Origin of the sequence: Micromonospora sediminicola, assembly GCF_900089585.1 — a bacterium.
GTDB classification, from domain to species: Bacteria; Actinomycetota; Actinomycetes; order Mycobacteriales; family Micromonosporaceae; genus Micromonospora; species Micromonospora sediminicola.
Genome location: NZ_FLRH01000004.1, coordinates 119620 through 142850, shown reverse-complemented (window position 1 = coordinate 142850; position 23231 = coordinate 119620). Strand labels below are relative to the sequence as shown.

Annotated in this window: 23 protein-coding genes; 20 read left to right on the top strand and 3 right to left on the bottom strand. The window is 73.1% G+C overall.

Annotated features, from left to right (window positions below):
- Nucleotides 1-402 precede the first annotated feature (402 nt).
- The 10 genes from GA0070622_RS33600 to GA0070622_RS22020 all read left to right on the top strand — a co-directional run bounded on the left by GA0070622_RS33600 (nucleotide 403) and on the right by GA0070622_RS22020 (nucleotide 9503).
- The gene (locus GA0070622_RS33600; protein WP_425412789.1) at nucleotides 403-1206 is read left to right on the top strand and encodes a hypothetical protein; all 804 of its coding nucleotides are present in this window, start codon (nucleotides 403-405) and stop codon (nucleotides 1204-1206) included.
- A gap of 147 nt (nucleotides 1207-1353) precedes the next feature.
- Nucleotides 1354-1815: a DUF948 domain-containing protein gene (locus tag GA0070622_RS22060; protein WP_091578082.1), complete on the top strand. Its 462-nt coding sequence runs from the start codon at nucleotides 1354-1356 to the stop codon at nucleotides 1813-1815.
- Between the two features lie 31 nt (nucleotides 1816-1846).
- Nucleotides 1847-2152, top strand: coding sequence for a DUF6167 family protein (locus tag GA0070622_RS22055; protein ID WP_091578080.1), 306 nt, complete (start codon nucleotides 1847-1849; stop codon nucleotides 2150-2152).
- Nucleotides 2149-4830 (top strand): alanine--tRNA ligase, encoded by a 2682-nt coding sequence (gene alaS / locus GA0070622_RS22050; protein WP_091578078.1) that lies wholly within the window; start codon nucleotides 2149-2151, stop codon nucleotides 4828-4830. The genes GA0070622_RS22055 and alaS overlap by 4 nt, the downstream gene beginning before the upstream one ends.
- Nucleotides 4827-5135, top strand: a complete 309-nt coding sequence (locus tag GA0070622_RS33250) for a hypothetical protein (protein ID WP_245666727.1) — start codon at nucleotides 4827-4829, stop codon at nucleotides 5133-5135. The genes alaS and GA0070622_RS33250 overlap by 4 nt, the downstream gene beginning before the upstream one ends.
- Nucleotides 5132-5593, top strand: coding sequence for a Holliday junction resolvase RuvX (gene ruvX / locus GA0070622_RS22040; RefSeq protein WP_091578075.1), 462 nt, complete (start codon nucleotides 5132-5134; stop codon nucleotides 5591-5593). The genes GA0070622_RS33250 and ruvX overlap by 4 nt, the downstream gene beginning before the upstream one ends.
- Nucleotides 5590-6789, top strand: a complete 1200-nt coding sequence (gene mltG, locus GA0070622_RS22035; RefSeq protein WP_091578073.1) for an endolytic transglycosylase MltG — start codon at nucleotides 5590-5592, stop codon at nucleotides 6787-6789. The genes ruvX and mltG overlap by 4 nt, the downstream gene beginning before the upstream one ends.
- Nucleotides 6789-7601: a shikimate dehydrogenase gene (locus tag GA0070622_RS22030; protein WP_091578070.1), complete on the top strand. Its 813-nt coding sequence runs from the start codon at nucleotides 6789-6791 to the stop codon at nucleotides 7599-7601. The genes mltG and GA0070622_RS22030 overlap by 1 nt, the downstream gene beginning before the upstream one ends.
- Before the next feature lie 158 nt (nucleotides 7602-7759).
- Nucleotides 7760-8938, top strand: a complete 1179-nt coding sequence (gene aroC, locus GA0070622_RS22025; protein ID WP_091578068.1) for a chorismate synthase — start codon at nucleotides 7760-7762, stop codon at nucleotides 8936-8938.
- A 55-nt stretch (nucleotides 8939-8993) separates the two neighbouring features.
- Nucleotides 8994-9503 carry a shikimate kinase gene (locus tag GA0070622_RS22020; RefSeq protein ID WP_091578065.1) on the top strand — a complete coding sequence of 170 codons (510 nt, stop codon included), beginning with the start codon at nucleotides 8994-8996 and terminating at the stop codon, nucleotides 9501-9503.
- Between the two features lie 481 nt (nucleotides 9504-9984).
- Here GA0070622_RS22020 and GA0070622_RS22015 read toward each other — a convergent pair whose 3' ends face one another.
- Complete coding sequence (locus GA0070622_RS22015; RefSeq protein ID WP_091578063.1) at nucleotides 9985-10785, bottom strand: cytochrome c oxidase assembly protein; 801 nt, start codon at nucleotides 10783-10785, stop codon at nucleotides 9985-9987.
- Complete coding sequence (locus GA0070622_RS22010; RefSeq protein WP_091578060.1) at nucleotides 10782-11303, bottom strand: DUF2243 domain-containing protein; 522 nt, start codon at nucleotides 11301-11303, stop codon at nucleotides 10782-10784. The genes GA0070622_RS22015 and GA0070622_RS22010 overlap by 4 nt, the downstream gene beginning before the upstream one ends.
- Nucleotides 11304-11395: 92 nt before the next feature.
- Between GA0070622_RS22010 and aroB the strand changes: the two genes are divergently transcribed.
- From aroB to nusB, 4 genes are all read left to right on the top strand, one after another.
- Complete coding sequence (gene aroB / locus GA0070622_RS22005) at nucleotides 11396-12472, top strand: 3-dehydroquinate synthase (protein ID WP_091578057.1); 1077 nt, start codon at nucleotides 11396-11398, stop codon at nucleotides 12470-12472.
- Complete coding sequence (gene aroQ / locus GA0070622_RS22000; RefSeq protein ID WP_091578055.1) at nucleotides 12469-12909, top strand: type II 3-dehydroquinate dehydratase; 441 nt, start codon at nucleotides 12469-12471, stop codon at nucleotides 12907-12909. Before aroB ends, aroQ begins: the two co-directional genes overlap by 4 nt.
- Before the next feature lie 86 nt (nucleotides 12910-12995).
- Nucleotides 12996-13553 carry an elongation factor P gene (gene efp, locus GA0070622_RS21995; protein ID WP_091578052.1) on the top strand — a complete coding sequence of 186 codons (558 nt, stop codon included), beginning with the start codon at nucleotides 12996-12998 and terminating at the stop codon, nucleotides 13551-13553.
- A 23-nt stretch (nucleotides 13554-13576) separates the two neighbouring features.
- Nucleotides 13577-13987: a transcription antitermination factor NusB gene (gene nusB / locus GA0070622_RS21990; RefSeq protein WP_176558877.1), complete on the top strand. Its 411-nt coding sequence runs from the start codon at nucleotides 13577-13579 to the stop codon at nucleotides 13985-13987.
- 60 nt (nucleotides 13988-14047) lie between these two features.
- Here the strand turns inward: nusB and bldD are convergent, their stop codons facing one another.
- Entirely contained in the window at nucleotides 14048-14536 is a 489-nt protein-coding gene (bldD, locus tag GA0070622_RS21985) for a transcriptional regulator BldD (protein ID WP_013285505.1), read from the bottom strand.
- A gap of 286 nt (nucleotides 14537-14822) precedes the next feature.
- On the opposite strand from bldD, the gene pyrR reads away from it, so the two are divergent.
- From pyrR to GA0070622_RS21955, 6 genes are all read left to right on the top strand, one after another.
- Nucleotides 14823-15407, top strand: a complete 585-nt coding sequence (gene pyrR / locus GA0070622_RS21980) for a bifunctional pyr operon transcriptional regulator/uracil phosphoribosyltransferase PyrR (protein WP_091578047.1) — start codon at nucleotides 14823-14825, stop codon at nucleotides 15405-15407.
- The gene (locus GA0070622_RS21975; protein ID WP_091578045.1) at nucleotides 15404-16330 is read left to right on the top strand and encodes an aspartate carbamoyltransferase catalytic subunit; all 927 of its coding nucleotides are present in this window, start codon (nucleotides 15404-15406) and stop codon (nucleotides 16328-16330) included. Before pyrR ends, GA0070622_RS21975 begins: the two co-directional genes overlap by 4 nt.
- On the top strand, nucleotides 16327-17604 hold the full coding sequence (locus GA0070622_RS21970; RefSeq protein ID WP_091578043.1) for a dihydroorotase: 1278 nt from the start codon (nucleotides 16327-16329) through the stop codon (nucleotides 17602-17604). Before GA0070622_RS21975 ends, GA0070622_RS21970 begins: the two co-directional genes overlap by 4 nt.
- The gene (carA, locus tag GA0070622_RS21965; RefSeq protein WP_091578040.1) at nucleotides 17601-18743 is read left to right on the top strand and encodes a glutamine-hydrolyzing carbamoyl-phosphate synthase small subunit; all 1143 of its coding nucleotides are present in this window, start codon (nucleotides 17601-17603) and stop codon (nucleotides 18741-18743) included. The genes GA0070622_RS21970 and carA overlap by 4 nt, the downstream gene beginning before the upstream one ends.
- Complete coding sequence (carB, locus tag GA0070622_RS21960; protein WP_091578037.1) at nucleotides 18736-22083, top strand: carbamoyl-phosphate synthase large subunit; 3348 nt, start codon at nucleotides 18736-18738, stop codon at nucleotides 22081-22083. Before carA ends, carB begins: the two co-directional genes overlap by 8 nt.
- A 94-nt stretch (nucleotides 22084-22177) precedes the next feature.
- Nucleotides 22178-23188, top strand: coding sequence for a quinone-dependent dihydroorotate dehydrogenase (locus GA0070622_RS21955; RefSeq protein ID WP_091578034.1), 1011 nt, complete (start codon nucleotides 22178-22180; stop codon nucleotides 23186-23188).
- The last annotated feature ends 43 nt before the right edge of the window (nucleotides 23189-23231 follow it).

The window sequence follows — 23231 nt, the reverse complement described above, 5'->3', positions numbered from 1 at the left end:
GGACCCGCGTCGCCCGGTGACCCCGAACGGACCGGTGGCATGCCGGTCGGTGGCGGCCGTCCCGGAGGGCGTGGACCGGCCGACGACCGGACCCGCGCCGCCGGCCGCCCGTCCGGCGTGGACGGCGGGCGTCCCGGCCCGGACCGGGGCGCGTCCCCGGTCCGCCCCGGACCCGCTCCGTCCGGCCCCGACGGGCCTGGACCGGCCCGTCCGGACGGCGCCGTCGCGCCCGGCGCCGGCGGTCCGCCCCGCCCGGGCACCCGGGGACCGTCCACCGGCCCGGTGGTCGCCCCCGGGCCGGTCGCTGGACCGGCGCCCGTTCGGGCGGCGGCCGGGGTGGCCCGTCCCGCCGGGCCGGAGGAGCGCACCACCGGCCGGGCCGTTCCGCCCGCCCCCGAATCGATGGGGCCGGCTCCGGGCGGGCCGGGACCGGGCGTGCCGGCGGTGGCCCGGGCCGCCGCGGTCGTACCTCCGGTGGAGCCGGCGGGGATCCGGCCCGGCGAGGCGCCGGCGCCGCGACCGACCGGCCCCGACGACGACGCGGCGGCCGGCGGTCTGCGCGGCGCCCGGTCGGAGCTGCGCCGGCAGGTACGCGAGCGGCGTCGACTGCGGATGGGCATCCTCGCCCTGGTCAGCCTCGTGCTGCTGGGCGCGGTGCCGCTCTACTTCGGCATGCGCACGCTCAGCCGCGACCCGGTCTTCGACACCCTCGACGCGCTCGACGTGCCGTCCTGGGCGGCCACCAAGACGGTCGACAACGTCAGCGGCAGCCGGTGGTGCCTGCAGGACTGCCGGCTGCGGGAACGCGCGGTCGAGTCGGAGCAGGGCTGGAAGCAGACGGTGACGGTCTACGAGGCGGCCCTGGCCAAGGACGGCTGGCGACGCTGGAAGGTCGACCGCTGCCCGGAGGAGAAGGTCGAGGGCAGCTACACCTGCTGGCGTCGGGACGAGCTCACGCTCGACCTGTGGGTCCGGGACCCCGCCTGCACCCCGCCGCCGGTGGACGGGGAACCGGCGCCGTCCGCGCCGCCCGCGCCCGCAGCGGCGACGTGCACCGGCTCGTTGGTGTCGGTGAAGGTCCGTAACGCGATCGACGACGAGCGGACCGGGCCGACACCGACCACCGATCCGTCACTCACCGGAGAGGATCCCTACCCGACCCTCACCGACGACCCGCTCGGCGAGCCGACCCCCTCACCGTCGTGAGCCGACTTCCATCACGGACGGTAGGGTCTGGGGCTGGCGCGCCCGCCCGCGCCCGGTGACCGGGTCGGCGTGGCGCGAAGTGGGTAGGGACGGTCGCGCGTCCCGGAGCCGTCCGGCGCCGGGACACTGCTTGAGGAGGACATGCGCGTGAGTGGTGGAGAGATCGCTGCGCTGATCGCGGCCGGTGCGTTCCTGATGCTGGTGCTCGTGCTGGCGGTGCCGATCCTGCGGCTGCGGCACACCGTCGACGCGACGACCCGCATGATCGGTGACCTGAACGACCGCACCGCGCCGCTGCTCGGAGACGTCAACACCACGGTGAAGAACGTCAACGTGGCGCTGGAGCAGGTGCAGACCTCGCTGGACGGGGTGAACCTCCAGCTCGCCAAGGTGGACACGATGACCACGCACGCGCAGAACGTCACCGCGAACGTGGCGAACCTGGCGACCGTGGTCTCCGCCGCCGCCGCGAACCCGCTGGTCAAGGTGGCCGCGTTCGGCTACGGCGTGCGCAAGGCCGCCTCCGCCCGCCGGCACGCCGAGACCGAGCGCGAGGTGCGCGACACCATCAAGCAGCAGCGCCGGGCCGCCAGGCGCGGCAACCGCTGACCCCGACCGGCGTACGCGGAAGGATGAGAGCATGAGGCGGTTGTTCTGGCTGGGCATCGGGCTGGCCGTGGGCGTCCTGGTGGTCCGCAAGGCCACCCGGACCGCGCAGGCGTACACCCCGGCGGGCATCGCCAGCGGGCTGTCCGAGTCCGCCGGCGGGCTTGTCGAGTCGGTGCGCGCCTTCGTGGACGACGTCCGGGTCGGTATGGCCGAGCGTGAGCAGGAGATCCACGAGGCCTTCGCCCGCGGCGAGGCGTACGACGACGAGTTCGCCGAGCTGCGGGAGGACCCGCGGATCGGCGACCGAGAGATTTTCCCGGAGGAGCACCAGCGATGAAGACGGCGGAGATCAAGCGGCGGTTCCTCGCCCACTTCGAGGCGAACGGGCACGCCGTGGTGCCGTCCGCTCCGCTGCCCGCCATCAGCGACCCGAACCTGCTGTTCATCAACGCGGGCATGGTGCAGTTCGTGCCCTACTTCCTGGGCCAGCAGAGCCCGCCGTACGCGCGGGCGACGAGCGTGCAGAAGTGCATCCGGACGCCGGACATCGACGAGGTCGGCAAGACCAGCCGGCACGGCACGTTCTTCCAGATGAACGGCAACTTCTCCTTCGGCGACTACTTCAAGGACGGGGCGATCCCGCTCGCCTGGGACCTGGCCACCAAGTCGGTCGAGGCGGGCGGCTTCGGGCTGGACCCGGAGCGGATCTGGGCGACGGTCTACCTGGACGACGACGAGGCGTACGACATCTGGCGGGCCACCGGCGTGCCCACCGAGCGGATCGTGCGCCGGGGCAAGGCCGACAACTTCTGGTCGATGGGCATCCCCGGCCCGTGCGGCCCGTGCTCGGAGCTCTACTACGACCGCGGCCCGGAGTACGGCCGCGAGGGCGGCCCGGAGGTCGACGAGGACCGCTACCTGGAGTTCTGGAACCTCGTCTTCATGCAGTTCGAGCGCGGTCCGGGCGTCGGCAAGGAGGACTTCCCGATCCTCGGCGACCTGCCGGCGAAGAACATCGACACCGGCATGGGCCTGGAGCGGATGGCCTCGCTGCTGCAGGGCGTGGACAACCTCTACGAGATCGACGAGGTCAAGCCGATCCTGGACCGGGCGGCCGAGCTGACCGGCAAGCGCTACGGCGCGCACTCGGGTCACGCGGCCAACCAGTCGCACCCGGACGACGTGCGGCTGCGGGTGATCGCCGACCACGTGCGCACCGCGCTGATGCTGATCGGCGACGGCGTGACCCCGTCGAACGAGGGCCGCGGCTACGTGCTGCGCCGGATCATGCGCCGGGCCATCCGGGCGGTGCGGCTGCTGGGTTACCAGGACCGGGCCCTGCCGGAGCTGCTGCCGGTGGCGCGGGACTGCATGGCCCCGTCGTACCCGGAGCTGGCCGAGGAGTTCGGCCGGATCTCCCAGTACGCGTACGCCGAGGAGGACGCGTTTCTCGCCACGCTGCGCGCCGGCACCACGATCCTGGACACCGCGATCGCGGAGACCAAGTCGGCGGGCAAGCCGGCGCTCTCCGGTGACAAGGCGTTCCAGCTGCACGACACGTACGGCTTCCCGATCGACCTGACCCTGGAGATCGCGGCCGAGCAGGGCCTGCAGGTCGACGCGGACGGCTTCCGCCGCCTGATGGCCGACCAGCGCAGCCGGGCCAAGGCCGACGCGCAGGCCCGCAAGACCGGGCACACCGACGTGTCGGCGTACCGGTCGGTGCTCGACGGCGGCGGCCCGGTGGAGTTCACCGGCTACACCGAGCTGAACCGCGAGTCCCGGGTGCGCGCGCTGCTGTCCGGCGGCGCCGCGATCTCGGCGGCGGTCGAGGGCGACACGGTCGAGCTGGTGCTCGACACCACCCCGTTCTACGCCGAGGGCGGCGGGCAGCAACCCGACCAGGGCCTGATCACGGTCGGCGGCGGCCAGGTCGAGGTCTTCGACGTGCAGCAGCCGGTGCCCGGCCTGATCGTGCACCGGGCCCGGGTGGTGCGCGGCGAGGTCCGCACCGGCGAGACCGGGTACGCCGAGATCGACGTGTCGCGCCGGCGGGCGATCTCCCGCTCGCACACCGCGACGCACCTGGTGCACCAGACGATGCGCAACTTCCTCGGCGAGTCGGCGACCCAGGCGGGCTCGCTGAACGCGCCGGGCCGGCTGCGGTTCGACTTCAACACCCCGACCGGGGTGGCGCCGAGCGTGCTGCACGACGTGGAGCAGCAGGTCAACGAGGTGCTGCTGGCCGACCTGGAGGTGCACGCGTTCGTCACCAGCCAGGAGGAGGCCCGCCGGATCGGGGCGATGGCCCTGTTCGGCGAGAAGTACGGCGAGCGGGTCCGGGTCGTCGAGGTCGGCGACTACGCCCGCGAGCTGTGCGGTGGCACGCACGTGGCCCGCTCCGCCCAGCTCGGCCTGGTGAAGATCCTCTCCGAGGCGTCGGTCGGCTCCGGCGTACGCCGCATCGAGGCGCTGGTCGGCATGGACGCGTTCGGCTTCCTGGCCCGCGAGCACCTGCTGGTGTCCCGGCTGGCCGAGATGTTCCGGGTGCCCGGCGAGCAGGTCGCCGACCGGGTGGAGCAGACCGTCACCCAGCTGCGCGACGCGGAGAAGGAGCTGGAGAAGCTCCGCGCCCAGCTCGTGCTCGGCGGCGCCGGCGCGCTCGCGGCGCAGGCGAAGGACGTGCGCGGGGTCGCGTACGTGGGCACCGAGGCGCCCGAGGGCGCGGCGGCCAACGATGTGCGGACCCTGGCCCAGGAGATCCGGGGCCGGATCGACGCGGCCCGCCCGGCGGTGGTCGCGGTGGCGGCCCGGGCGAACGGCAAGGCGTCGCTGGTGGTGGCCGTCAACCAGGCCGCCCGGGGGCGGGGCCTGAGCGCCAAGGAGCTGGTCAAGGCGGCGTTCTCCGGGCGGGGCGGCGGCAGCGACGACCTGGCCCAGGGCGGCGGACTGCCCGCCACTGAGGCGCCGAACCTGCTGGTCACGGTGGAGAAGGCGGTCGCGGACGCGGCATGAGCGAACGCACCGAGCGGAGCGAGGGCCGTGAGGGCATGCCCGGTCGGCACGGCATGAGCGAACGCACCGAGCGGAGCGAGGGCCGTGAGGGCATGCCCGGTCGGCACGGCATGAGCGAACGCACCGAGCGGAGCGAGGGCCGTGAGGGCATGCCCGGTCGGCACGGCATGAGCGAACGCACCGAGCGGAGCGAGGGCCGTGAGGGCATGCCCAGCCAGCACGGCATGAGCGCACTGATCGACACCAGGGCGGACCTCCCGGTCCGCCCTGGCCCGTACCGGCTTCGGAGGTGTGGCGGCCGATGACCGAGTTCGCCCGTGGCGTTCGGCTGGGTGTGGACGTCGGCCAGGTCCGGGTCGGCGTGGCCCGCAGCGACCCGCACGGCATCCTCGCCACCCCGCTGGTCACTCTGGCCCGCGACCTGAGCGCCGAGCCGGACGCGGTGCCCGCCGACATGGCCGAGCTGGTTCGGCTGGCCGCCGAGCACGAGGCGGTCGGGATCGTCGTCGGGCTGCCGGTCAACCTCGCCGGAAAGCACGGCCCGGCGGCGGCGAACGTCTCGGCCTACGCCACCCGTTTGGCCGATGTAATGGGGTCGATTCCGGTGACGCTGACGGACGAGAGGATGTCGACCGTCGTCGCGAGTCGTAGGCTGGCCGAACGGGGCGTCCGGGGAAAGCGCCAACGGGCGGTGGTCGACCAGGCCGCCGCGGTGGAGATTCTGCAGAGCTGGCTGGACGCACAGCGGAGGCGGACGCAATGATCGACGACCTTGACCTGGGATTCGACGAGACGGAGAGGGGGGAGAAGGGCCGGCACCGGCGCGGCGCGGTGCGCCGGCGGCAGGGCAAGTCCGGCGGCGGCCGGGGCAAGACCCTCCTCGCCCTCGCGCTCGCGCTGATCCTGCTCGGCGGCATCGGCGGCGGCGCGTTCTACGGTTTCGACCGGGTGCAGAACTACTTCGTCACCCCCGACTACGACGGCTCCGGCACCGGCGAGGCGATCGTCGAGATCAAGCAGGGCGCGTTGCTCGCCGACATGGCCGACGCGCTGGTCGCGGCGGACGTGGTGAAGAGCACCAAGGCGTTCATCGAGGCGGCGGAGGAGAACTCCCGCAGCAAGAACATCCAGCCCGGCACCTACAAACTGCGCAAGCAGATGAGCGGTGACGCGGCGGTCGCGGCCATGCTCGACCTGAAGAACAAGGTCGTCAACGGGCTGACCATCCCCGAGGGGCGCACCGCGAAGAACGTCTACAAGCTGCTCTCCGAGAAGACGGACATCCCGGTCAAGGACTTCGAGGCGGCGGCGAAGGACCCCGAGGCGCTGGGTGTGCCGGACTGGTGGTTCAAGCGCTCGGACGGCAAGAAGGTCAAGCCGTCCATCGAGGGCTTCCTCTTCCCGGACACCTACGAGATCCCGCCGAAGGCCACCGCCGAGTCGGTGCTCAAGCTGATGGTGGACAACTTCCTCACGGTTACCGCGGGCATGCAGTTCGCCGACCGGGTGCAGAAGGAGCGGGGCGGGGTCAGCCCGTACGAGGCGCTGATCGTCGCGTCGCTGGCCCAGGCGGAGGCGGGCAACAAGGACGACCTGGGCAAGGTCGCGCGAGTGGCCTACAACCGGGTCTACGGCGAGTTCGACTGCAACTGCCTGGAGATGGACGTCACGGTCAACTACTACCTGGAGCTGACCGGCCAGAAGACCAAGGCGTCGAAGGACATGACGCCCGCCGAGCTGGACAACCCGAAGAACCCGTACAACCGCAAGCTGCGCGGCTTGGTTCCCACGCCGATCAACAACCCCGGTAAGCAGGCCCTGGAAGGGGCGATGGACCCGCCGCCGGGCAAGTGGCTCTTCTTCGTGGCGATCGACAAGGAGGGCCACTCGGCCTTCGCCGAGACCTACGAGGAACAGAAGCGCAACGAGCAGAAGGCCAAGGAGGCCGGGATCATCTGATGGCGGCCCTCCACCGTGCGGCGGTGGTCGGCAAGCCGATCGCCCACTCGCTCTCCCCGGCGATCCACACCGCCGGGTACGCGGCGGCCGGGTTGACCGGCTGGTCGTACACGACGATCGAGGCCGGCGCGGACGAGCTGCCCGGCCTGGTCGCGGGCCTCGGCCCGGAGTGGGCCGGGCTGTCGGTGACCATGCCCGGCAAGGAGGCGGCGCTCGCGCTGGCCGACGAGGTCTCGCCGGTCGCCGCCGCCGTCGGCGCCGCCAACACGCTGGTACGCCGGCCCGACGGCACCTGGTACGCGGACAACACCGACGTGACCGGCATGGTCGAGGTGCTCACCGGCGCCGGCTGCGTGGCCGGGGCGGTGGTCACCGTGCTCGGCGCCGGCGGCACCGCCCGGGCGGCGATCGCGGCGGCGGCCCGGATCGGCGCGGCCGAGGTGACGGTGGTGGCCCGCCGGCCCGAGGCGGTGGACGAGCTGCGCCCGGTCGCGGAGGCGGCCGGCGTGCCGCTGGCCGGCGCGGAGTGGGACGGTGCGCCCGCGCACGCCCGGGCCGACCTGGTGATCTCGACCGTGCCCAAGGGTGTCGCCGACCCGCTCGCCGACAACTTCGACTGGCGGCCGGAGTCGGTCTTCTTCGACGTGGTCTACGACCCGTGGCCGACGCCGCTCGCCGCCACCGCGCTGGCCTCCGGCTGCCGGGTGGTTTCCGGGCTGGACCTGCTGCTGGCCCAGGCGGTGGGGCAGTTCGAGCACTTCACCGGCGTCGCCGCGCCGCGCGCCGCGATGCGCGCCGCGCTTGCGGTTTAAGGAAGGGCCCCTTCTTAACGCCTCCGGTAGAGGAAGGGCCCCCTGTTAACACCACCGCCCTCTGCTGGGAGATCAGCGCGCGGAGGCGGCCTGTCCGGTGGGCGGGACGCGGCGACCGGCGTACGGCGGCGACCACCCGGCGTGACACACTGACCGCTGTGTTGCGCTGGCTGACTGCAGGTGAATCGCACGGACCCGCCCTCGTCGCGTTGCTGGAGGGGGTGCCCGCCGGCATCGAGGTGACCACCGGGGAGATCTCCGGCGAACTGGCCCGGCGCCGGCTCGGCTACGGCCGGGGCGCCCGGATGTCGTTCGAGCAGGACGAGGTCGAGATCATCGGCGGGCTGCGGCACGGCGTGACGCTGGGCAGCCCGGTGGCGATCCGGGTGGGCAACTCCGAGTGGCCGAAGTGGCGCACCGTGATGGCCGCTGACCCGGTCGACCCGGACGAACTGGCGAGTCAGGCCCGTAACGCGCCGCTGACCCGCCCCCGTCCGGGCCACGCGGACCTCGCCGGCATGCAGAAGTACGGGCACACCGACGCAAGGCCGATCCTGGAGCGCGCCAGCGCCCGGGAGACCGCCGCCCGGGTCGCCGTCGGCACGGTCGCCAAGGCGCTGGTCCGGCAGGCGCTCGGCGTCGAGATCGTCTCGCACGTGGTGGAGTTGGGTCCGGTGGCGGTGAAGCCCGGCCTGCGGCCCACGCCGGAGGACGCGGCCCGGATCGACGCCGACCCGCTGCGCTGCCTCGACGCCGAGGCCAGCGCCCGGATGGTCGCCGAGGTCGATGCCGCGAAGAAGGCCGCCGACACGCTCGGCGGCGTGGTCGAGGTGCTCGCGTACGGGGTGCCGCCGGGCCTGGGCAGCCACGTGCAGTGGGACCGCAAGCTCGACGCCCGCCTGGCCACCGCGCTGATGTCGATCCAGGCGATCAAGGGCGTGGAGATCGGTGACGGGTGGCAGCAGGCCCGCTCCCGCGGCTCCGAGGCGCACGACGAGATCATGCCGACGGCGACCGGGGTGCGCCGGGTGACCGACCGGGCCGGCGGCCTGGAGGGCGGCATCACCACCGGCGAGCCGCTGCGGGTGAAGGCGGCGATGAAGCCGATCTCGTCGCTGAACCGGGCCCTCGCGACGATCGACGTGACCACCGGCGAGCCGGCCACCGCGATCAACCAGCGCTCCGACGTGTGCGCGGTGCCGGCGGCGGCGGTCGTCGCCGAGGCCATGGTGGCGCTGGTGCTGGCCGAGGCGGCGGTGGAGAAGTTCGGTGGCGACTCGATCGCCGAGATGCGGCGCAACCTGGCCAGCTACCTCGACAGCCTGGTGGTTCGGTGAGCGCGAGGAACGCAGCGCAGCGGAGTCCCGCAGTCGCGAACGGAAGGTGGCACCGGTGAGCACCCGACCGGTCTGCGTGCTGGTCGGGGCGCCGGGCTCCGGCAAGACCACGGTGGGGACCGCGCTCGCCGCCGCGCTCGGCGTCGACTTCCGGGACACCGACACCGACATCGAGCGGCAGGCCGGCAAGCCGATCCCGGAGATCTTCGTCGACGAGGGCGAGGATCACTTCCGCGCGTTGGAGCGGGCCGCGGTGGCGGCGGCGCTGGCCTCGCACGCCGGGGTGCTCGCGCTCGGCGGCGGCGCGGTCCTGGCCGAGGAGAACCGGGCCGCGCTGATCGGCCACACCGTGGTGCACCTGTCGGTGGAGCTGCCCGACGCGATCCGGCGGGTCGGGTTGGGCGCGGGCCGGCCGCTGTTGGCGCTGAACCCGCGCGCCACCCTCAAGCACCTGCTGGACCAGCGCCGCCCGCTCTACGCCGAGGTGGCGACCGCGACGGTGATCACCGACGGGCGTGCCCCGGAGGAACTGGCCACCGAGATCGCCGCGCTGCTCAAGCCCTGACCACGGCCCGCCCTCGGCCCGGCCCTGCCCTGGCCGGCGCGCAGGCGGGCAAGTCCGGCCGCATCGTGACACCCATGGTGTTCCACTCGGTGCCGTTGGCGCCGGTGGGTGGAACGCTATGGGTGTCTGCGGAGGGTTGAGGCACCCATGATGTTCCACTCGGTGCCGTCGACGCTGGTGGGTGGAACGCTATGGGTGTGCGGGCGGATCGGGTGCCGGTGGTGGGAGTCACCGGCCAACCACGCGGTCAGCGTGCGGCCCGACGCCGGCTCGCGGGGCGAACTGGCCCGGACTGCTGCGGCCGTCCGCGCGCCGCGTGGTGAGGTGCGGCAGAATAGCGAGCAGCCTGCACGGCGTGTGCGGCAGAAGCCGCGAGCAGTCCGCACGGCGTGTGTGGCAGAGCTGCGAGCATCCTGCACGGCGGGGTGCGGCAGAGCTGCGAGCATCCCGCGCCGCGCGGTCTGTGGTGCGTTCGCGCTGGTCACGCCCGGGCCGGCGCGGGGCCGGTGGCCGAGCGGTCGGCCGGACGGCGGGCCGGGCGCTCCGGACGCCAGGTGGCGAGCAGGGCGAGCGCGAGGGCGATCTCGGCCAGGTCGCCGAGGTAGTACATCAGGGTGGCGCCGGCGCGCAGCTCGGCGGAGCCGGCCGGCACGTCGACGAGGACGCCGGCGTAGAGCAGTTGGGCGATCGTGGCGTGCGCGGCGACCCCGACGCCGAGCACCACCAGCCGGACCGGCACCCGGGGGCGGTGCGGGCCGGGGTCCGGCCCGGCGATCGACCAGGCGAAGAGACAACCGCTGAGCAGGAAGTGGGCCTGCACCAGTGTGTGCAGGGCGGGGTTGTCCAGCGTGGCCCGGTAGAGCGGGGTCAGGTAGAGCAGCCACAGGCCGCCCGCGGTAAGCAGCAGACCGGTCGCCGGGTGGCCGAGCACCCGCGCGACCGGGTGCCGGAGCACGTGGACCAGCCGGCGTCCGGCGCGCCGGTCCAGAGTCCGCAGCACCAGCGTGACCGGCGCGCCGAGGACCAGGGCCAGCGGCGCGAGCATGCCGATCAGCAGGTGCTGCCACATGTGCCCGACGAAGTCGTCGGCCGGCCGGAGCAGCCCGAGGGCCACCAGCAGCGTGCCCAGCCCGAAGCTCGCGGTCCGCCCGTGTGCCCAGCCCGGCCCGTCGGGGTCCCGCAGCCGCAGCGCGGCGGCCAGGTAGGCCCAGAACAGGACCGCCGGGAGCAGCGCGGTCGCCGGGAACCCGTCGGTGGCGTGCCCGGCGTGGGCGAGGGTCACCGACGCTCCGGCGCGCAGAGGTCCACCCCGTCGGCCCGCCGCTGGATCACCCAGCCGACCGCGATCAGGACCACGCCGAGGGCGAGGAAGCCCAGGTCCCACCAGGTCTGGTACGGGCCGGTGCGGACGTGGTGGATGCCGAGCAGGTGGTGATCGACGATCCCCTCGACGAGGTTGAACAGCCCCCAGCCGACCAGGACCCAGCCCCAGAGCATCGGCGAGCGCCAGAGCCGGCCCCGGGACCGGGTCACCCGGGCATAGAGCAGGGCCAGCCCGGTCAGCACCGCCACCCAGGTGACCACGTGGAACAGGCCGTCCCACACCGTGTTCATCTGCAGCCCCGGCACCGTGTCGACCGGGTAGTCCCTGATCCCCACGTGGTCGGCGTTGGTGCTGCTGAGCATGTGGTGCCACTGGAAGACCTGGTGCAGGAGGATGCCGTCGACGAAGCCGCCCAGCCCGATGCCGAGGATCGTGGCGGGGAGCCGGATGCTCGTGCGCTGCGTGCTCTCGCTCATCCGGCCGCCCTACCCGGGGCGCGCGCGGACAAACGCCCCACGGAGTGGACAGTCGCCGCGCCGGGGGCGGGCGCTGGACTAGGCTGCCGGCGATGGACGAGGTGACCCGGATCCCGGTCGGCGGCGAACGGCCGTACGACGTGCTGGTGGGACGCGACCTGCTCGACCCGCCGCCCCGGCTGCTGCCCGGCGCGGAGCGGGTGGCCTTCCTGTACGCGCCGCCGCTGAAGGCGCTGGCCGAACGGCTCGCCGAGCGGCTCCGCGCCGACGGCGTGGCGCCGCTGCTGGTGGAGGTGCCCGACGCCGAGGCGGGCAAGCACGTCGACGTGGCCGCCGGCTGCTGGGACCGGCTCGGCGCGGCGGGCTTCACCCGTACCGACGCGGTGGTCGGGGTGGGCGGCGGCGCGGTCACCGACCTGGCCGGCTTCGTCGCGGCCAGCTGGCTGCGCGGCGTGCGCTGGGTGCCGGTGGCGACGTCGCTGCTCGGCATGGTCGACGCCGCGGTGGGCGGCAAGACCGGGATCAACACGGCGGCCGGCAAGAACCTGGTGGGCGCGTTCCACCCGCCGGTCGGCGTGATCTGCGACCTGGCGACGCTGGACAGCCTGCCCCCGGCCGACCTGGCCGCCGGCCTGGCCGAGGTGGTCAAGTGCGGGTTCATCGCCGACCCGGTGATCCTCGACCTGGTGGAGCGGGATCCGGCCGCCGCGCTGGACCCGACCGGCCCGGTGCTGCGCGAGCTGGTCGAGCGCGCGGTGCGGGTCAAGGCCGACGTGGTCGGCGGTGACCTGCGCGAGTCCGGGGTACGCGAGGTGCTCAACTACGGGCACACCCTCGCCCACGCGATCGAGAAGGTCGAGGGCTACCGCTGGCGGCACGGGCACGCGGTCGCGGTCGGGCTGGTCTACGCGGCCACCCTCGCGCGACTCGCCGGCCGGCTCGACGAGGCGACCGCGCGCCGGCACCGTGACGTGCTGGCGGCGCTCGACCTGCCCACCGGCTACCGGGCCGACGCCTGGCCGGAGCTGCTCGCCGCGATGCGGGTGGACAAGAAGGCCCGGGGCAGCCGGCTGCGGTTCGTGGTGCTGGACGGGCTCGCCCGCCCGGCGATCCTGGAGGCGCCGTCGGACGACCTGCTCGCCGAGGCGTACCGGGAGATCAGCTCGTGAGGGTCCACGTGCTCAACGGGCCGAACCTGGGCCGGCTCGGCACCCGCCAGGTCGACGTCTACGGCGTGACCAGCTACGCCGACCTGGTGGCCGACTGCGAGCGGACCGGGCGTGAGCTGGGCCTGGACGTGGTGGTGCGGCAGACCGACGCCGAGCACGAGCTGCTGGGCTGGCTGCACCAGGCGGCCGACGAGGAGGCGGCGGTGGTGCTCAACCCGGCCGCCTGGTCGCACTACTCGATCGCGGTCCGCGACGCCTGCGCCCTGCTGCGCGGCCCCCTGGTGGAGGTGCACATCTCCAACATCCACGCCCGCGAGGAGTTCCGGCACCACTCGGTGGTCTCCGCCGTCGCCACCGGGGTGATCTGCGGCCTGGGCGTGGACGGCTACCGGCTGGCCCTGCACCACCTGGCGCTCCGGCTCGGTGCTGGCGCCTGACGCTGCGTCACCTGGGGCCGGGGTCCGATTCGACACAGCTAGTAGACTTGGTGGGTCTGTCCGCCAATTGATGATCAAGGCAGGAAATGGCCACCACCAACGACCTGAAGAACGGCCTGGTACTCAACCTGGACGGCGAGCTGTGGGCCGTCGTCGAGTTCCAGCACGTCAAGCCCGGTAAGGGTGGTGCCTTCGTGCGCACCACGCTGAAGAACGTGCTGTCCGGCAAGGTGGTCGACAAGACCTTCAACGCGGGCACCAAGGTCGAGACGGCGACCGTGGACAAGCGCACCATGCAGTACCTGTACGCCGACGGCGAGGACTACGTCTTCATGGATCTGGAGACGTTCGACCAGATCACCGTCATGGGCGGCGTCGTCGGTGAGGCCGCCAACTACCTCCTCCCGGAGGCCGAGGCGACCGTCGCCACCCACGAGGGCGTCCCGCTCTACATCGAGCTGCCGACCTCGGTCGTGCTCGAGGTCACCTACACCGAGCCCGGCCTGCAGGGCGACCGGTCGACCGGCGGCAACAAGCCGGCCACCGTCGAGACGGGCGCCACGGTCCAGGTGCCGCTGTTCATCACCACCGGTGAGAAGATCAAGGTCGACACCCGCGACGGCCGTTACCTCGGCCGAGCCTGATGGCCGAGGGTCCGAAGCAGCAGATGCCGGCGCGCCGCAAGGCGCGCAAGCGGGCGCTGGACGTGCTCTTCGAGGCCGACCTGCGCGACCGGCCCCCGGTCGAGGTCCTGGCCGGTTACCTGGAGCGGATCGAGCAGCCCCGCCCCGACCACCTCGGCTACGCGGTCGGGCTGGTCGAGGGCGTCGCGGCGCACCTCGACCGGATCGACGAGACGATCGCCAGCTACGCCGAGGGGTGGACGCTCGACCGGATGCCGGTGGTCGACCGCAACCTGGCCCGGATCGCCGTCTACGAGCTGCTCTACGTCGACGAGATCGACGACGCGGTGGCGATCAGCGAGGCCGTCGAGCTGGCCCGGCAGATGTCGACCGACGACTCGCCCCGGTTCCTCAACGGCATCCTCGGCCGGATCGCCGAGTACGCCACGCGCTGACGCGCCGCGACGACGAAGGGCCCGTGCCGGACGGCACGGGCCCTTCGACGTACGGGTGGGTCAGGAGGCGAAGAACGCCCGCGGGTCGGCGACCAGCACACCGTGCTCGGTCAGCCGCTCGATCAGACCCGACGGCGAGGCGTCGTAGACGATGGCGAGGGCGCGCAGGTCGTCGGCGCGGATGGAGAGCACCCGGCCGTTGTAGTCACCGCGCTGCTGCTGGATGGCGCGGGCGTACCGGGCGACGTACGCGAGGTCCTCGGAGGCCTCGTCGTAGAGCCGCTCCAGGTCCAGCACGATCTTGCTGGTGGGCTCGTGACGCACCCCACTGCCGTCGGGCAGCAGCTCCGAGACGGGAACGCGGTAGAAGTCGGCCAGCTCCGCCAGGCGGGACACGGTGACGGCCCGGTCGCCGCGCTCGTACGAGCCGACCACCACGGCCTTCCACCGCCCGTTCGACTTCTCCTCCACACCCTGCAGGGACAGGCCCTGCTGCTGGCGGATGGAGCGCAGGCGGGCGCCCAGCGACTTGGCGTATTCAGAGGGCATTCGGACACTCCCAGTGCTGCTCGGGGTTCTCCCAGCTATCGCTACGGAGCGTGACGGTACGGGGATTGCGACACGTGGTCAAGTGTTGCTCTCCACCGGGTCCGGGGGGCCGGTCTGGCTTGTCCGCATTTCTCCGGGCTGACCAGCAGGTCAGGACCGGCGACGGGGGGCCCGGTGACCGCTGGTAACGTGGCGTGAAGCCCCGGTCCGGGCCCCCGCGGGTCCGCCGGAGTCGATCAGACGTCCTTTAACGACCCGTCCCGTGAGGCGGGGAAGGAGGTCCGCCGTGGCCTACCCACCGGCTGCCCAACCGTCGCCGCCGCGACAACCCTCGGTGAAGGTGATCCTCGCCGCCGCCGACGTCTCGCGGGTGGTCGACCGCATCGCCCACCAGATCCTGGAGAAGACCCAGGGCGCCGCCGACACCGTGCTGCTCGGCATCCCCACCCGGGGCGTGCCCCTGGCCAGACGGCTCGCCGCCCGGATCAGCACCTTCGAGGACGTGACCGTCCCGGTCGGCGTGCTCGACATCACCCTCTACCGCGACGACCTGCGCCGGCACGCCACCCGCGCGGTCGGCCCGACCGACCTGCCGCCCGGCGGGATCGACGGCAAGCGGGTCGTCCTCGTCGACGACGTGCTCTTCTCCGGCCGCACCGTGCGGGCCGCGCTGGACGCGCTCAGCGACGTCGGCCGCCCGGCCTCCGTGCAGCTCGCCGTCCTGGTCGACCGCGGCCACCGCCAGCTGCCGATCCGCGCCGACTACGTGGGCAAGAACATCCCCACCGCGCTGGCCGAGAACGTCAAGGTCACCCTCGCCGAGACCGACGGCACCGACGAGGTCAAGTTGTACGGGGGGTCACCCGCATGATCCGTCATCTGCTCTCCGGCGCCGACCTGGACGCCGACACCGCCACCCTGGTCCTGGACACCGCGGCCGAGATGGCCACCGTGGCCGGCCGCGAGGTCAAGAAGCTGCCCGCGCTGCGCGGGCGCACCGTGGTCAACCTCTTCTACGAGGACTCCACCCGGACCCGGATCTCGTTCGAGGCGGCCGCCAAGCGGCTCAGCGCCGACGTGATCAACTTCTCCGCCAAGGGCTCCAGCGTGGCCAAGGGCGAGAGCCTCAAGGACACCGCGCTGACCCTCCAGGCCATGGGCGCCGACGCGGTGGTCGTGCGGCACCCCGCCTCCGGCGCGCCGCACCGGCTGGCCGACTGGGTGGACGGGTCGGTGGTCAACGCCGGCGACGGCACCCACGAGCACCCCACCCAGGCGCTGCTCGACGCGTACACGATGCGGTCCCGGCTGGGCCGGCTCGCCGGCCTGCACGTGGCGATCGTCGGCGACGTGCTGCACTCCCGGGTGGCCCGCTCGAACGTGCTGCTGCTCAGCACGCTGGGCGCCAAGGTCACCCTGGTCGGCCCGCCGACGCTGATCCCGCGCGACATCTCCCCGGCGCTCGCCCCCGGCACCGACGTCTCCTACGACCTCGACACCGTTCTTCCCGGTGTGGACGTGGTGATGATGCTGCGGGTGCAGCGGGAGCGGATGAGCGACTCCTACTTCCCCTCGGCCCGGGAGTACGCCCGCCGCTACGGGCTCGACGGGCCGCGCATGCGTCGGCTGCCCGAGCACGCGATCGTCATGCACCCCGGCCCGATGAACCGGGGGATGGAGATCACGCCCGAGGTCGCCGACTCGTCCCGCTCCACCATCGTCGAACAGGTCGCCAACGGGGTCTCCGTGCGGATGGCCGTCCTCTACCTGCTGCTCGGAGGGAACAACCGGTGACCGCGTACCTCATCAGGAACGTCCGTGTGCTCGACGGCGAGCCGACCGACCTGCTCATCCGCGACGGTGTGGTGGCCGGGGCCGGCGCCGGCCTGACCGCCGACGACGCCACGGTGCTCGACGCGACCGGCCTGGTCGCGCTGCCCGGCCTGGTCGACCTGCACACCCACCTGCGCGAACCCGGCCGGGAGGACGCCGAGACGGTCGAGTCCGGGTCCCGGGCGGCGGCGCTCGGTGGCTACACGGCGGTCTGCGCGATGGCGAACACGTCGCCGGTCGCCGACACCGCCGGCGTGGTCGAGCAGGTCTGGCGGCTCGGCCGGGAGGCCGGCCTGGTCGACGTGCAGCCGATCGGCGCGGTCACCGTCGGGCTGGCCGGGGAGCGCCTGGCCGAGCTGGGCGCGATGGCCGACTCCGCCGCCCGGGTGCGGATCTTCTCCGACGACGGGCACTGCGTGGCCGACCCGCGGCTGATGCGCCGGGCGCTGGAGTACGTCAAGGCGTTCGACGGGGTGATCGCCCAGCACGCCGAGGAGCCCCGGCTCACCGAGGGCGCGCAGATGCACGAGGGCGAGGTGTCCACCCGGCTCGGGCTGACCGGCTGGCCGGCCGTCGCCGAGGAGGCGATCATCGCTCGGGACGTGCTGCTGGCCGAGCACGTCGGCAGCCGGCTGCACGTCTGCCACGTCTCCACCGCCGGCAGCGTCGAGGTGCTGCGGCAGGCCAAGGCGCGCGGGGTGCGGGTGACCGCCGAGGTGACGCCGCACCACCTGCTGCTGACCGACGACCGGGCCGAGACGTACGACCCGGTCTTCAAGGTCAACCCGCCGCTGCGCACCGCCGCCGACGTCGCCGCGCTGCGGGCCGCGCTGGCCGAGGGCGTGATCGACATCATCGCCACCGACCACGCGCCGCACGCCGTGGAGGACAAGGAGTGCGAGTGGGCGTACGCCCGGCCGGGCATGCTCGGCCTGGAGACGGCGCTGTCCATCGCGCTCGACGTGTTCGGCCCCCGCTGGGACCTGATCGCCGAGCGGATGTCCCGCACGCCGGCCCGGATCGCCGGGCTGACCGGGCACGGCCTCGACCCGGCGCCCGGCGTGCCGGCCAACCTGACCCTGGTCGACCCGGCCGCCCGCCGCGTGATCGAGCCGGCGGAGCTGGCCAGTCGCAGTCGCAACACCCCGTACGCCCGCATGACGCTGCCGGGTCGCATCGTGGCGACCTTCCTGCGCGGCGAGCCGACGGTCCTGGACGGAAAGGCTGTGAAGTGAAGAGACGTTCCGCGATCCTCGTCCTGGAGGACGGGCGCACGTTCCACGGCGAGGCGTACGGCAGCGTCGGGGAGACCTTCGGCGAGGCGGTCTTCAACACCGGCATGACCGGCTACCAGGAGACGCTCACCGACCCCTCCTACCACCGGCAGGTGGTGGTGCAGACCGCGCCGCACATCGGCAACACCGGCGTCAACGGCGAGGACGACGAGTCCGGCCGGATCTGGGTGGCCGGGTACGTGGTGCGCGACCCGGCCCGGATCGGCTCGAACTGGCGCGCCACCGGCGGCCTGGAGGACCGGCTCGCCGCCGAGGGCGTGGTCGGCATCAGCGGGGTGGACACCCGGGCGCTCACCCGGCACCTGCGTGAGCGCGGCGCGATGCGGGTCGGTGTCTCCAGCGTCGAGGACGACCCGGCCGCGCTGCTGGAGCGGGTACGCCGCTCGCCGCAGATGGTCGGCGCCGACCTGTCCGCCGAGGTGAGCACCGCGCAGCCGTACGTCGTCGAGGCGCAGGGCGAGCACCGGTTCACGGTGGCCGCGCTGGACCTGGGCATCAAGCGCAACGTGCCGCGCCGGCTCGCCGCCCGCGGCGTCACCACCCACGTCCTGCCGGCCGGCTCGACGATCGACGACCTGCTGGCCACCGGCGCGGACGCGGTGTTCTTCTCGCCCGGCCCGGGCGACCCGGCGACCGCCGACGGCCCGGTGGCCCTGGCCCGGGAGGTGCTGACCCGGCGGATCCCGCTGTTCGGCATCTGCTTCGGCAGTCAGATCCTCGGCCGGGCGCTCGGCTTCGGCACCTACAAGCTCGGGTACGGCCACCGCGGCATCAACCAGCCGGTGCTCGACCGGGTCACCGGCAAGGTCGAGGTGACCAGCCACAACCACGGCTTCGCGGTCGAGGTGCCGGGCGCCGGGGACGGCGCGGTGGTGCCGGATCAGGTGATCCAGACCGAGTTCGGCGGCGTCCAGGTGTCACACCTCTGCCTCAATGACAACGTGGTCGAGGGGCTGCGGGCCGTGGACGTGCCTGCCTTCACCGTCCAGTACCACCCGGAGGCGGCGGCCGGTCCGCACGACGCGGACTACCTGTTCGACCGCTTCGCCGAGCTCATCGAAGGCGGCAAGAATGCCTAAGCGGACCGACCTGAAGCACGTGCTGGTGATCGGCTCCGGGCCGATCGTGATCGGACAGGCCTGCGAGTTCGACTACTCCGGCACCCAGGCCTGCCGGGTGCTGCGCAGCGAGGGGATCCGGGTCAGCCTGGTCAACTCCAACCCGGCGACGATCATGACCGACCCGGAGTTCGCCGACGCCACCTACGTCGAGCCGATCACCCCGGAGTTCGTCGAGCTGGTCATCGCCAAGGAGCGCCCGGACGCGCTGCTGCCCACCCTGGGCGGGCAGACCGCGCTGAACACCGCGGTCGCCCTGCACGAGGCGGGGGTGCTGGAGAAGTACGGCGTCGAGCTGATCGGCGCCAACATCGAGGCGATCAACCGGGGCGAGGACCGGCAGCTGTTCAAGGACATCGTGGCCAAGGCCGGCGTACGCCTGGGCCTGGACGACCCGTCGACGCTGACCCCGCGCTCGCGGGTCTGCCACTCGATGGACGAGGTCCGGGACACGGTCGCCGAGCTGGGCCTGCCGGTGGTCATCCGCCCGTCGTTCACCATGGGCGGTCTCGGCTCCGGCATGGCGCACACCGACGAGGACCTGGAGCGCATCGCCGGCTCCGGGCTGGCCGCCAGCCCGGTGCACGAGGTGCTCATCGAGGAGAGCGTGCTCGGCTGGAAGGAGTACGAGCTCGAGCTGATGCGCGACCGCCACGACAACGTGGTGGTGGTCTGCTCGATCGAGAACGTCGATCCGATGGGCGTGCACACCGGCGACAGCGTCACCGTCGCCCCGGCCATGACGCTGACCGACCGGGAGTACCAGCGGCTGCGCGACCTCGGCATCGCCGTGCTGCGCGAGGTCGGGGTGGACACCGGTGGCTGCAACATCCAGTTCGCGGTCAACCCGGCCGACGGCCGGATCGTCGTGATCGAGATGAACCCGCGGGTGTCGCGCTCCTCGGCGCTGGCGTCGAAGGCCACCGGCTTCCCGATCGCCAAGATCGCCGCGAAGCTCGCCATCGGCTACACGCTGGACGAGATCCCCAACGACATCACGCTCAAGACGCCGGCCGCGTTCGAGCCGACGCTGGACTACGTGGTGGTGAAGATCCCCCGGTTCGCGTTCGAGAAGTTCCCCGGCGCCGACCCGGAGCTGACCACCACCATGAAGTCGGTGGGCGAGGCGATGAGCCTGGGCCGCAACTTCACCGAGGCGCTGAACAAGGCGATGCGCTCGATGGAAACGAAGTCGTCCGGTTTCTGGACCACCCCGGACCCGGCGGGCGCCACGAAGGAGAACACGCTCGCCGCGCTGCGGATGCCGCACGACGGCCGGCTCTACACCGTCGAGCGGGCGCTGCGCCTGGGCGCGTCGATCGCCGAGGTGGCCGAGGCCTCCGGCGGCATGGACCCCTGGTTCCTGGACCAGATCACCGCCCTGGTCGAGCTGCGCGCCGAGATCGTCGACGCCCCGGTGCTCGACGCCGCCCTGCTGCGCCGGGCCAAGCGGGCCGGCCTGTCCGACCGGCAGCTCGCCGCGCTGCGGCCCGAGCTGGCCGCCGAGGACGGGGTACGCACGCTGCGCCACCGGCTCGGGGTCCGGCCGGTCTACAAGACGGTGGACACCTGCGCGGCCGAGTTCGAGGCGACCACGCCGTACCACTACTCGACCTATGACCAGGAGACGGAGGTGGCGCCCTCGGAGCGGCCGAAGGTGCTCATCCTCGGCTCGGGGCCGAACCGGATCGGGCAGGGCATCGAGTTCGACTACTCGTGCGTGCACGCCGTCCAGGCCCTCCGGGACGTGAACTACGAGACCGTGATGGTCAACTGCAACCCGGAGACCGTCTCCACCGACTACGACACCGCCGACCGGCTCTACTTCGAGCCGCTGACCTTCGAGGACGTGCTGGAGGTCTGGCACGCCGAGGACTCGTCGGGCAGGGCGGCCGGCGGGCCGGGCGTGGTCGGGGTGGTCGTCCAGCTCGGCGGCCAGACCCCGCTGGGCCTGGCGCAGCGGCTCAAGGACGCCGGGGTGCCGATCGTCGGCACCTCCCCGGAGTCGATCCACCTGGCCGAGGAGCGGGGCGCGTTCGGCGCGGTGCTGGCCCGGGCCGGACTGCGGGCGCCCGCGCACGGCATGGCCACCTCGTACGACGAGGCGAAGGCGATCGCCGACGAGATCGGGTACCCGGTGCTGGTGCGGCCGTCGTACGTGCTCGGCGGTCGGGGCATGGAGATCGTCTACGACGACGCCACGCTGCGCGACTACATCGGCCGGGCCACCGACATCTCGCCCGACCACCCGGTGCTGGTGGACCGCTTCCTCGACGACGCCATCGAGATCGACGTGGACGCGCTCGTCGACGCGGACGGCGACGTCTACCTGGGCGGCGTGATGGAGCACATCGAGGAGGCCGGCATCCACTCCGGCGACTCCTCCTGCGCGTTGCCGCCGATCACGCTGGCCGGCTCGCACCTGACGCAGGTGCGCCGCTACACCGAGGAGATCGCCCGCGGCGTCGGGGTGCGCGGCCTGCTCAACGTCCAGTACGCGTTGCAGGGCGACACGCTCTACGTGCTGGAGGCCAACCCCCGCGCCTCGCGTACGGTGCCGTTCGTGTCGAAGGCCACGGCGGTGCCGCTGGCCAAGGCGGCGGCCCGGATCGCGTTGGGCGCGACGATCGCGCAGCTGCGCGCCGAGGGCCTGCTGCCACCGACCGGTGACGGCGGCACCATGCCGGCCGACGCGCCGATCGCGGTCAAGGAGGCGGTGCTGCCGTTCAAGCGGTTCCGCACCCCGGCCGGCAAGGGCATCGACGTGCTGCTCGGCCCGGAGATGCGGTCCACCGGCGAGGTGATGGGCATCGACACCGGCTTCGGCCGGGCGTTCGCCAAGTCGCAGGCCGCCGCGTACGGGTCGCTGCCGACGGCCGGGAAGATCTTCGTCTCGGTGGCGAACCGGGACAAGCGCGGCATGATCTTCCCGATCAAGCGCCTGGCGGACCTCGGCTTCGAGATCGTCGCCACCACCGGCACGGCCGAGGTGCTGCGCCGGCACGGCATCGCCTGCGAGCAGATCCGCAAGCACTACGAGTCGGGCGAGGGGGCGGACGCGGTCTCGCTGATCCTCGGCGGCGACGTGGCGCTGGTGGTCAACACCCCGCAGGGCTCCGGCGCGAGCGCCCGCTCGGACGGCTACGAGATCCGCAGCGCCGCGGTCACCGCGGACATCCCGTGTGTCACCACCGTCCCCGGCGCCGCCGCCGCGGTCATGGGCATCGAGGCGAGGATCAACGGCGACCTCCAGGTCCGCCCCCTCCAGGACCTGCACGCCGCCCTGCGGGCCGGCGAGTGACCACCCCGACGTCCGCGTCGATCATGAGGTTGGCGGCGGCAGCGGAGATCCACATCGCCGCCAACCTCATGGTCAACGGGTCGGGGGCGGGGCGGTGATCTTCGAGAAGGTGGTGCGGCCGCGGCTGTTCGCGCTCGGGGGCGGGGACGCCGAGGCGGCGCACGAGTGGACCCTCGCCCGGCTGGCCGCGCTGTCCCGGCGGCCGGCGGTCCTGGCGGCGCTGCGTCGGACGTACTTCCGGGCCTCGCCGCGGGAGGTGTTCGGGGTGCGCTTCCCGAACCCCGTCGGCTTGGCCGCCGGCATGGACAAGAACGGTCTGGCGCTGCCCGCCTGGCCGGCGCTCGGCTTCGGTTTCGTCGAGGTCGGCACCGTGACCGCGCACGCCCAGCCGGGCAACCCCCGGCCCCGGCTGTTCCGGCTGCGCGACAGCGAGGCCGTGATCAACCGGATGGGCTTCAACAACGCCGGCGCGGACGCCCTGGCCGCCCGGCTGGCGGCGCTGCCGCGCCCGCTCGGCGTGCCGCTGGGCATCTCGCTGGGCAAGTCCAAGGTGACCCCGCTGGACGAGGCGGTCGAGGACTACCTCGCCTCCTACCGGGCGCTCAAGGGGCACGGCGACTACTTCGCGGTCAACGTGTCCTCGCCGAACACCCCGGGTCTGCGGTCGTTGCAGGACCGGTCCCATCTGGACGCCCTGCTCGCCGCGCTGGTGGGGGAGAAGCCGGTGCTGGTGAAGATCGCCCCGGACCTCAGCGAGCCGGCCGTCGCCGAACTGCTGGAGGTGTGCCTGGACCGGGGCGCGGCCGGCGTCATCGCCACCAACACCACGCTCGGTCGGGACGGGCTCGCCCCCGCCGACCGGGCGCGCGCCGCCGAGACGGGCGGCCTCTCCGGCCGGCCGCTGACCGACCGCGCCCGGGAACTGGTCGGCTTCGTGCACCGGGAGACCGGGGGCCGCCTGCCGGTGATCGGCGTCGGCGGCATCCTCGACCCCGACGACGCGACCCGGATGTTCGATGCCGGCGCCGCCCTGGTCCAGCTCTACACCGGCTTCATCTACCGCGGCCCCGCCCTCACCCGGGCCATCACCCGCACCACCCGTTGACCCCAGTTCGCGCGATCTTGCAGTTTCGGCCCCGGCACACCGC

What these genes read in the sequence shown, in the direction of transcription:
- GA0070622_RS22055 (WP_091578080.1), top strand. Translation starts at nt 1,847, where the DNA reads ATGAGGCGGTTGTTCTGGCTGGGCATCGGGCTGGCCGTGGGCGTCCTG.
- GA0070622_RS33250 (WP_245666727.1), top strand. Translation starts at nt 4,827, where the DNA reads ATGAGCGAACGCACCGAGCGGAGCGAGGGCCGTGAGGGCATGCCCGGT.
- bldD (WP_013285505.1), bottom strand. Translation starts at nt 14,536, where the DNA reads ATGCCCTCTGAATACGCCAAGTCGCTGGGCGCCCGCCTGCGCTCCATC.
- alaS (WP_091578078.1), top strand. Translation starts at nt 2,149, where the DNA reads ATGAAGACGGCGGAGATCAAGCGGCGGTTCCTCGCCCACTTCGAGGCG.
- GA0070622_RS33600 (WP_425412789.1), top strand. Translation starts at nt 403, where the DNA reads ATGGGGCCGGCTCCGGGCGGGCCGGGACCGGGCGTGCCGGCGGTGGCC.
- carB (WP_091578037.1), top strand. Translation starts at nt 18,736, where the DNA reads ATGCCTAAGCGGACCGACCTGAAGCACGTGCTGGTGATCGGCTCCGGG.
- GA0070622_RS21975 (WP_091578045.1), top strand. Translation starts at nt 15,404, where the DNA reads ATGATCCGTCATCTGCTCTCCGGCGCCGACCTGGACGCCGACACCGCC.
- ruvX (WP_091578075.1), top strand. Translation starts at nt 5,132, where the DNA reads ATGACCGAGTTCGCCCGTGGCGTTCGGCTGGGTGTGGACGTCGGCCAG.
- mltG (WP_091578073.1), top strand. Translation starts at nt 5,590, where the DNA reads ATGATCGACGACCTTGACCTGGGATTCGACGAGACGGAGAGGGGGGAG.
- nusB (WP_176558877.1), top strand. Translation starts at nt 13,577, where the DNA reads ATGCCGGCGCGCCGCAAGGCGCGCAAGCGGGCGCTGGACGTGCTCTTC.
- GA0070622_RS22030 (WP_091578070.1), top strand. Translation starts at nt 6,789, where the DNA reads ATGGCGGCCCTCCACCGTGCGGCGGTGGTCGGCAAGCCGATCGCCCAC.
- GA0070622_RS22010 (WP_091578060.1), bottom strand. Translation starts at nt 11,303, where the DNA reads ATGAGCGAGAGCACGCAGCGCACGAGCATCCGGCTCCCCGCCACGATC.
- efp (WP_091578052.1), top strand. Translation starts at nt 12,996, where the DNA reads ATGGCCACCACCAACGACCTGAAGAACGGCCTGGTACTCAACCTGGAC.
- aroB (WP_091578057.1), top strand. Translation starts at nt 11,396, where the DNA reads ATGGACGAGGTGACCCGGATCCCGGTCGGCGGCGAACGGCCGTACGAC.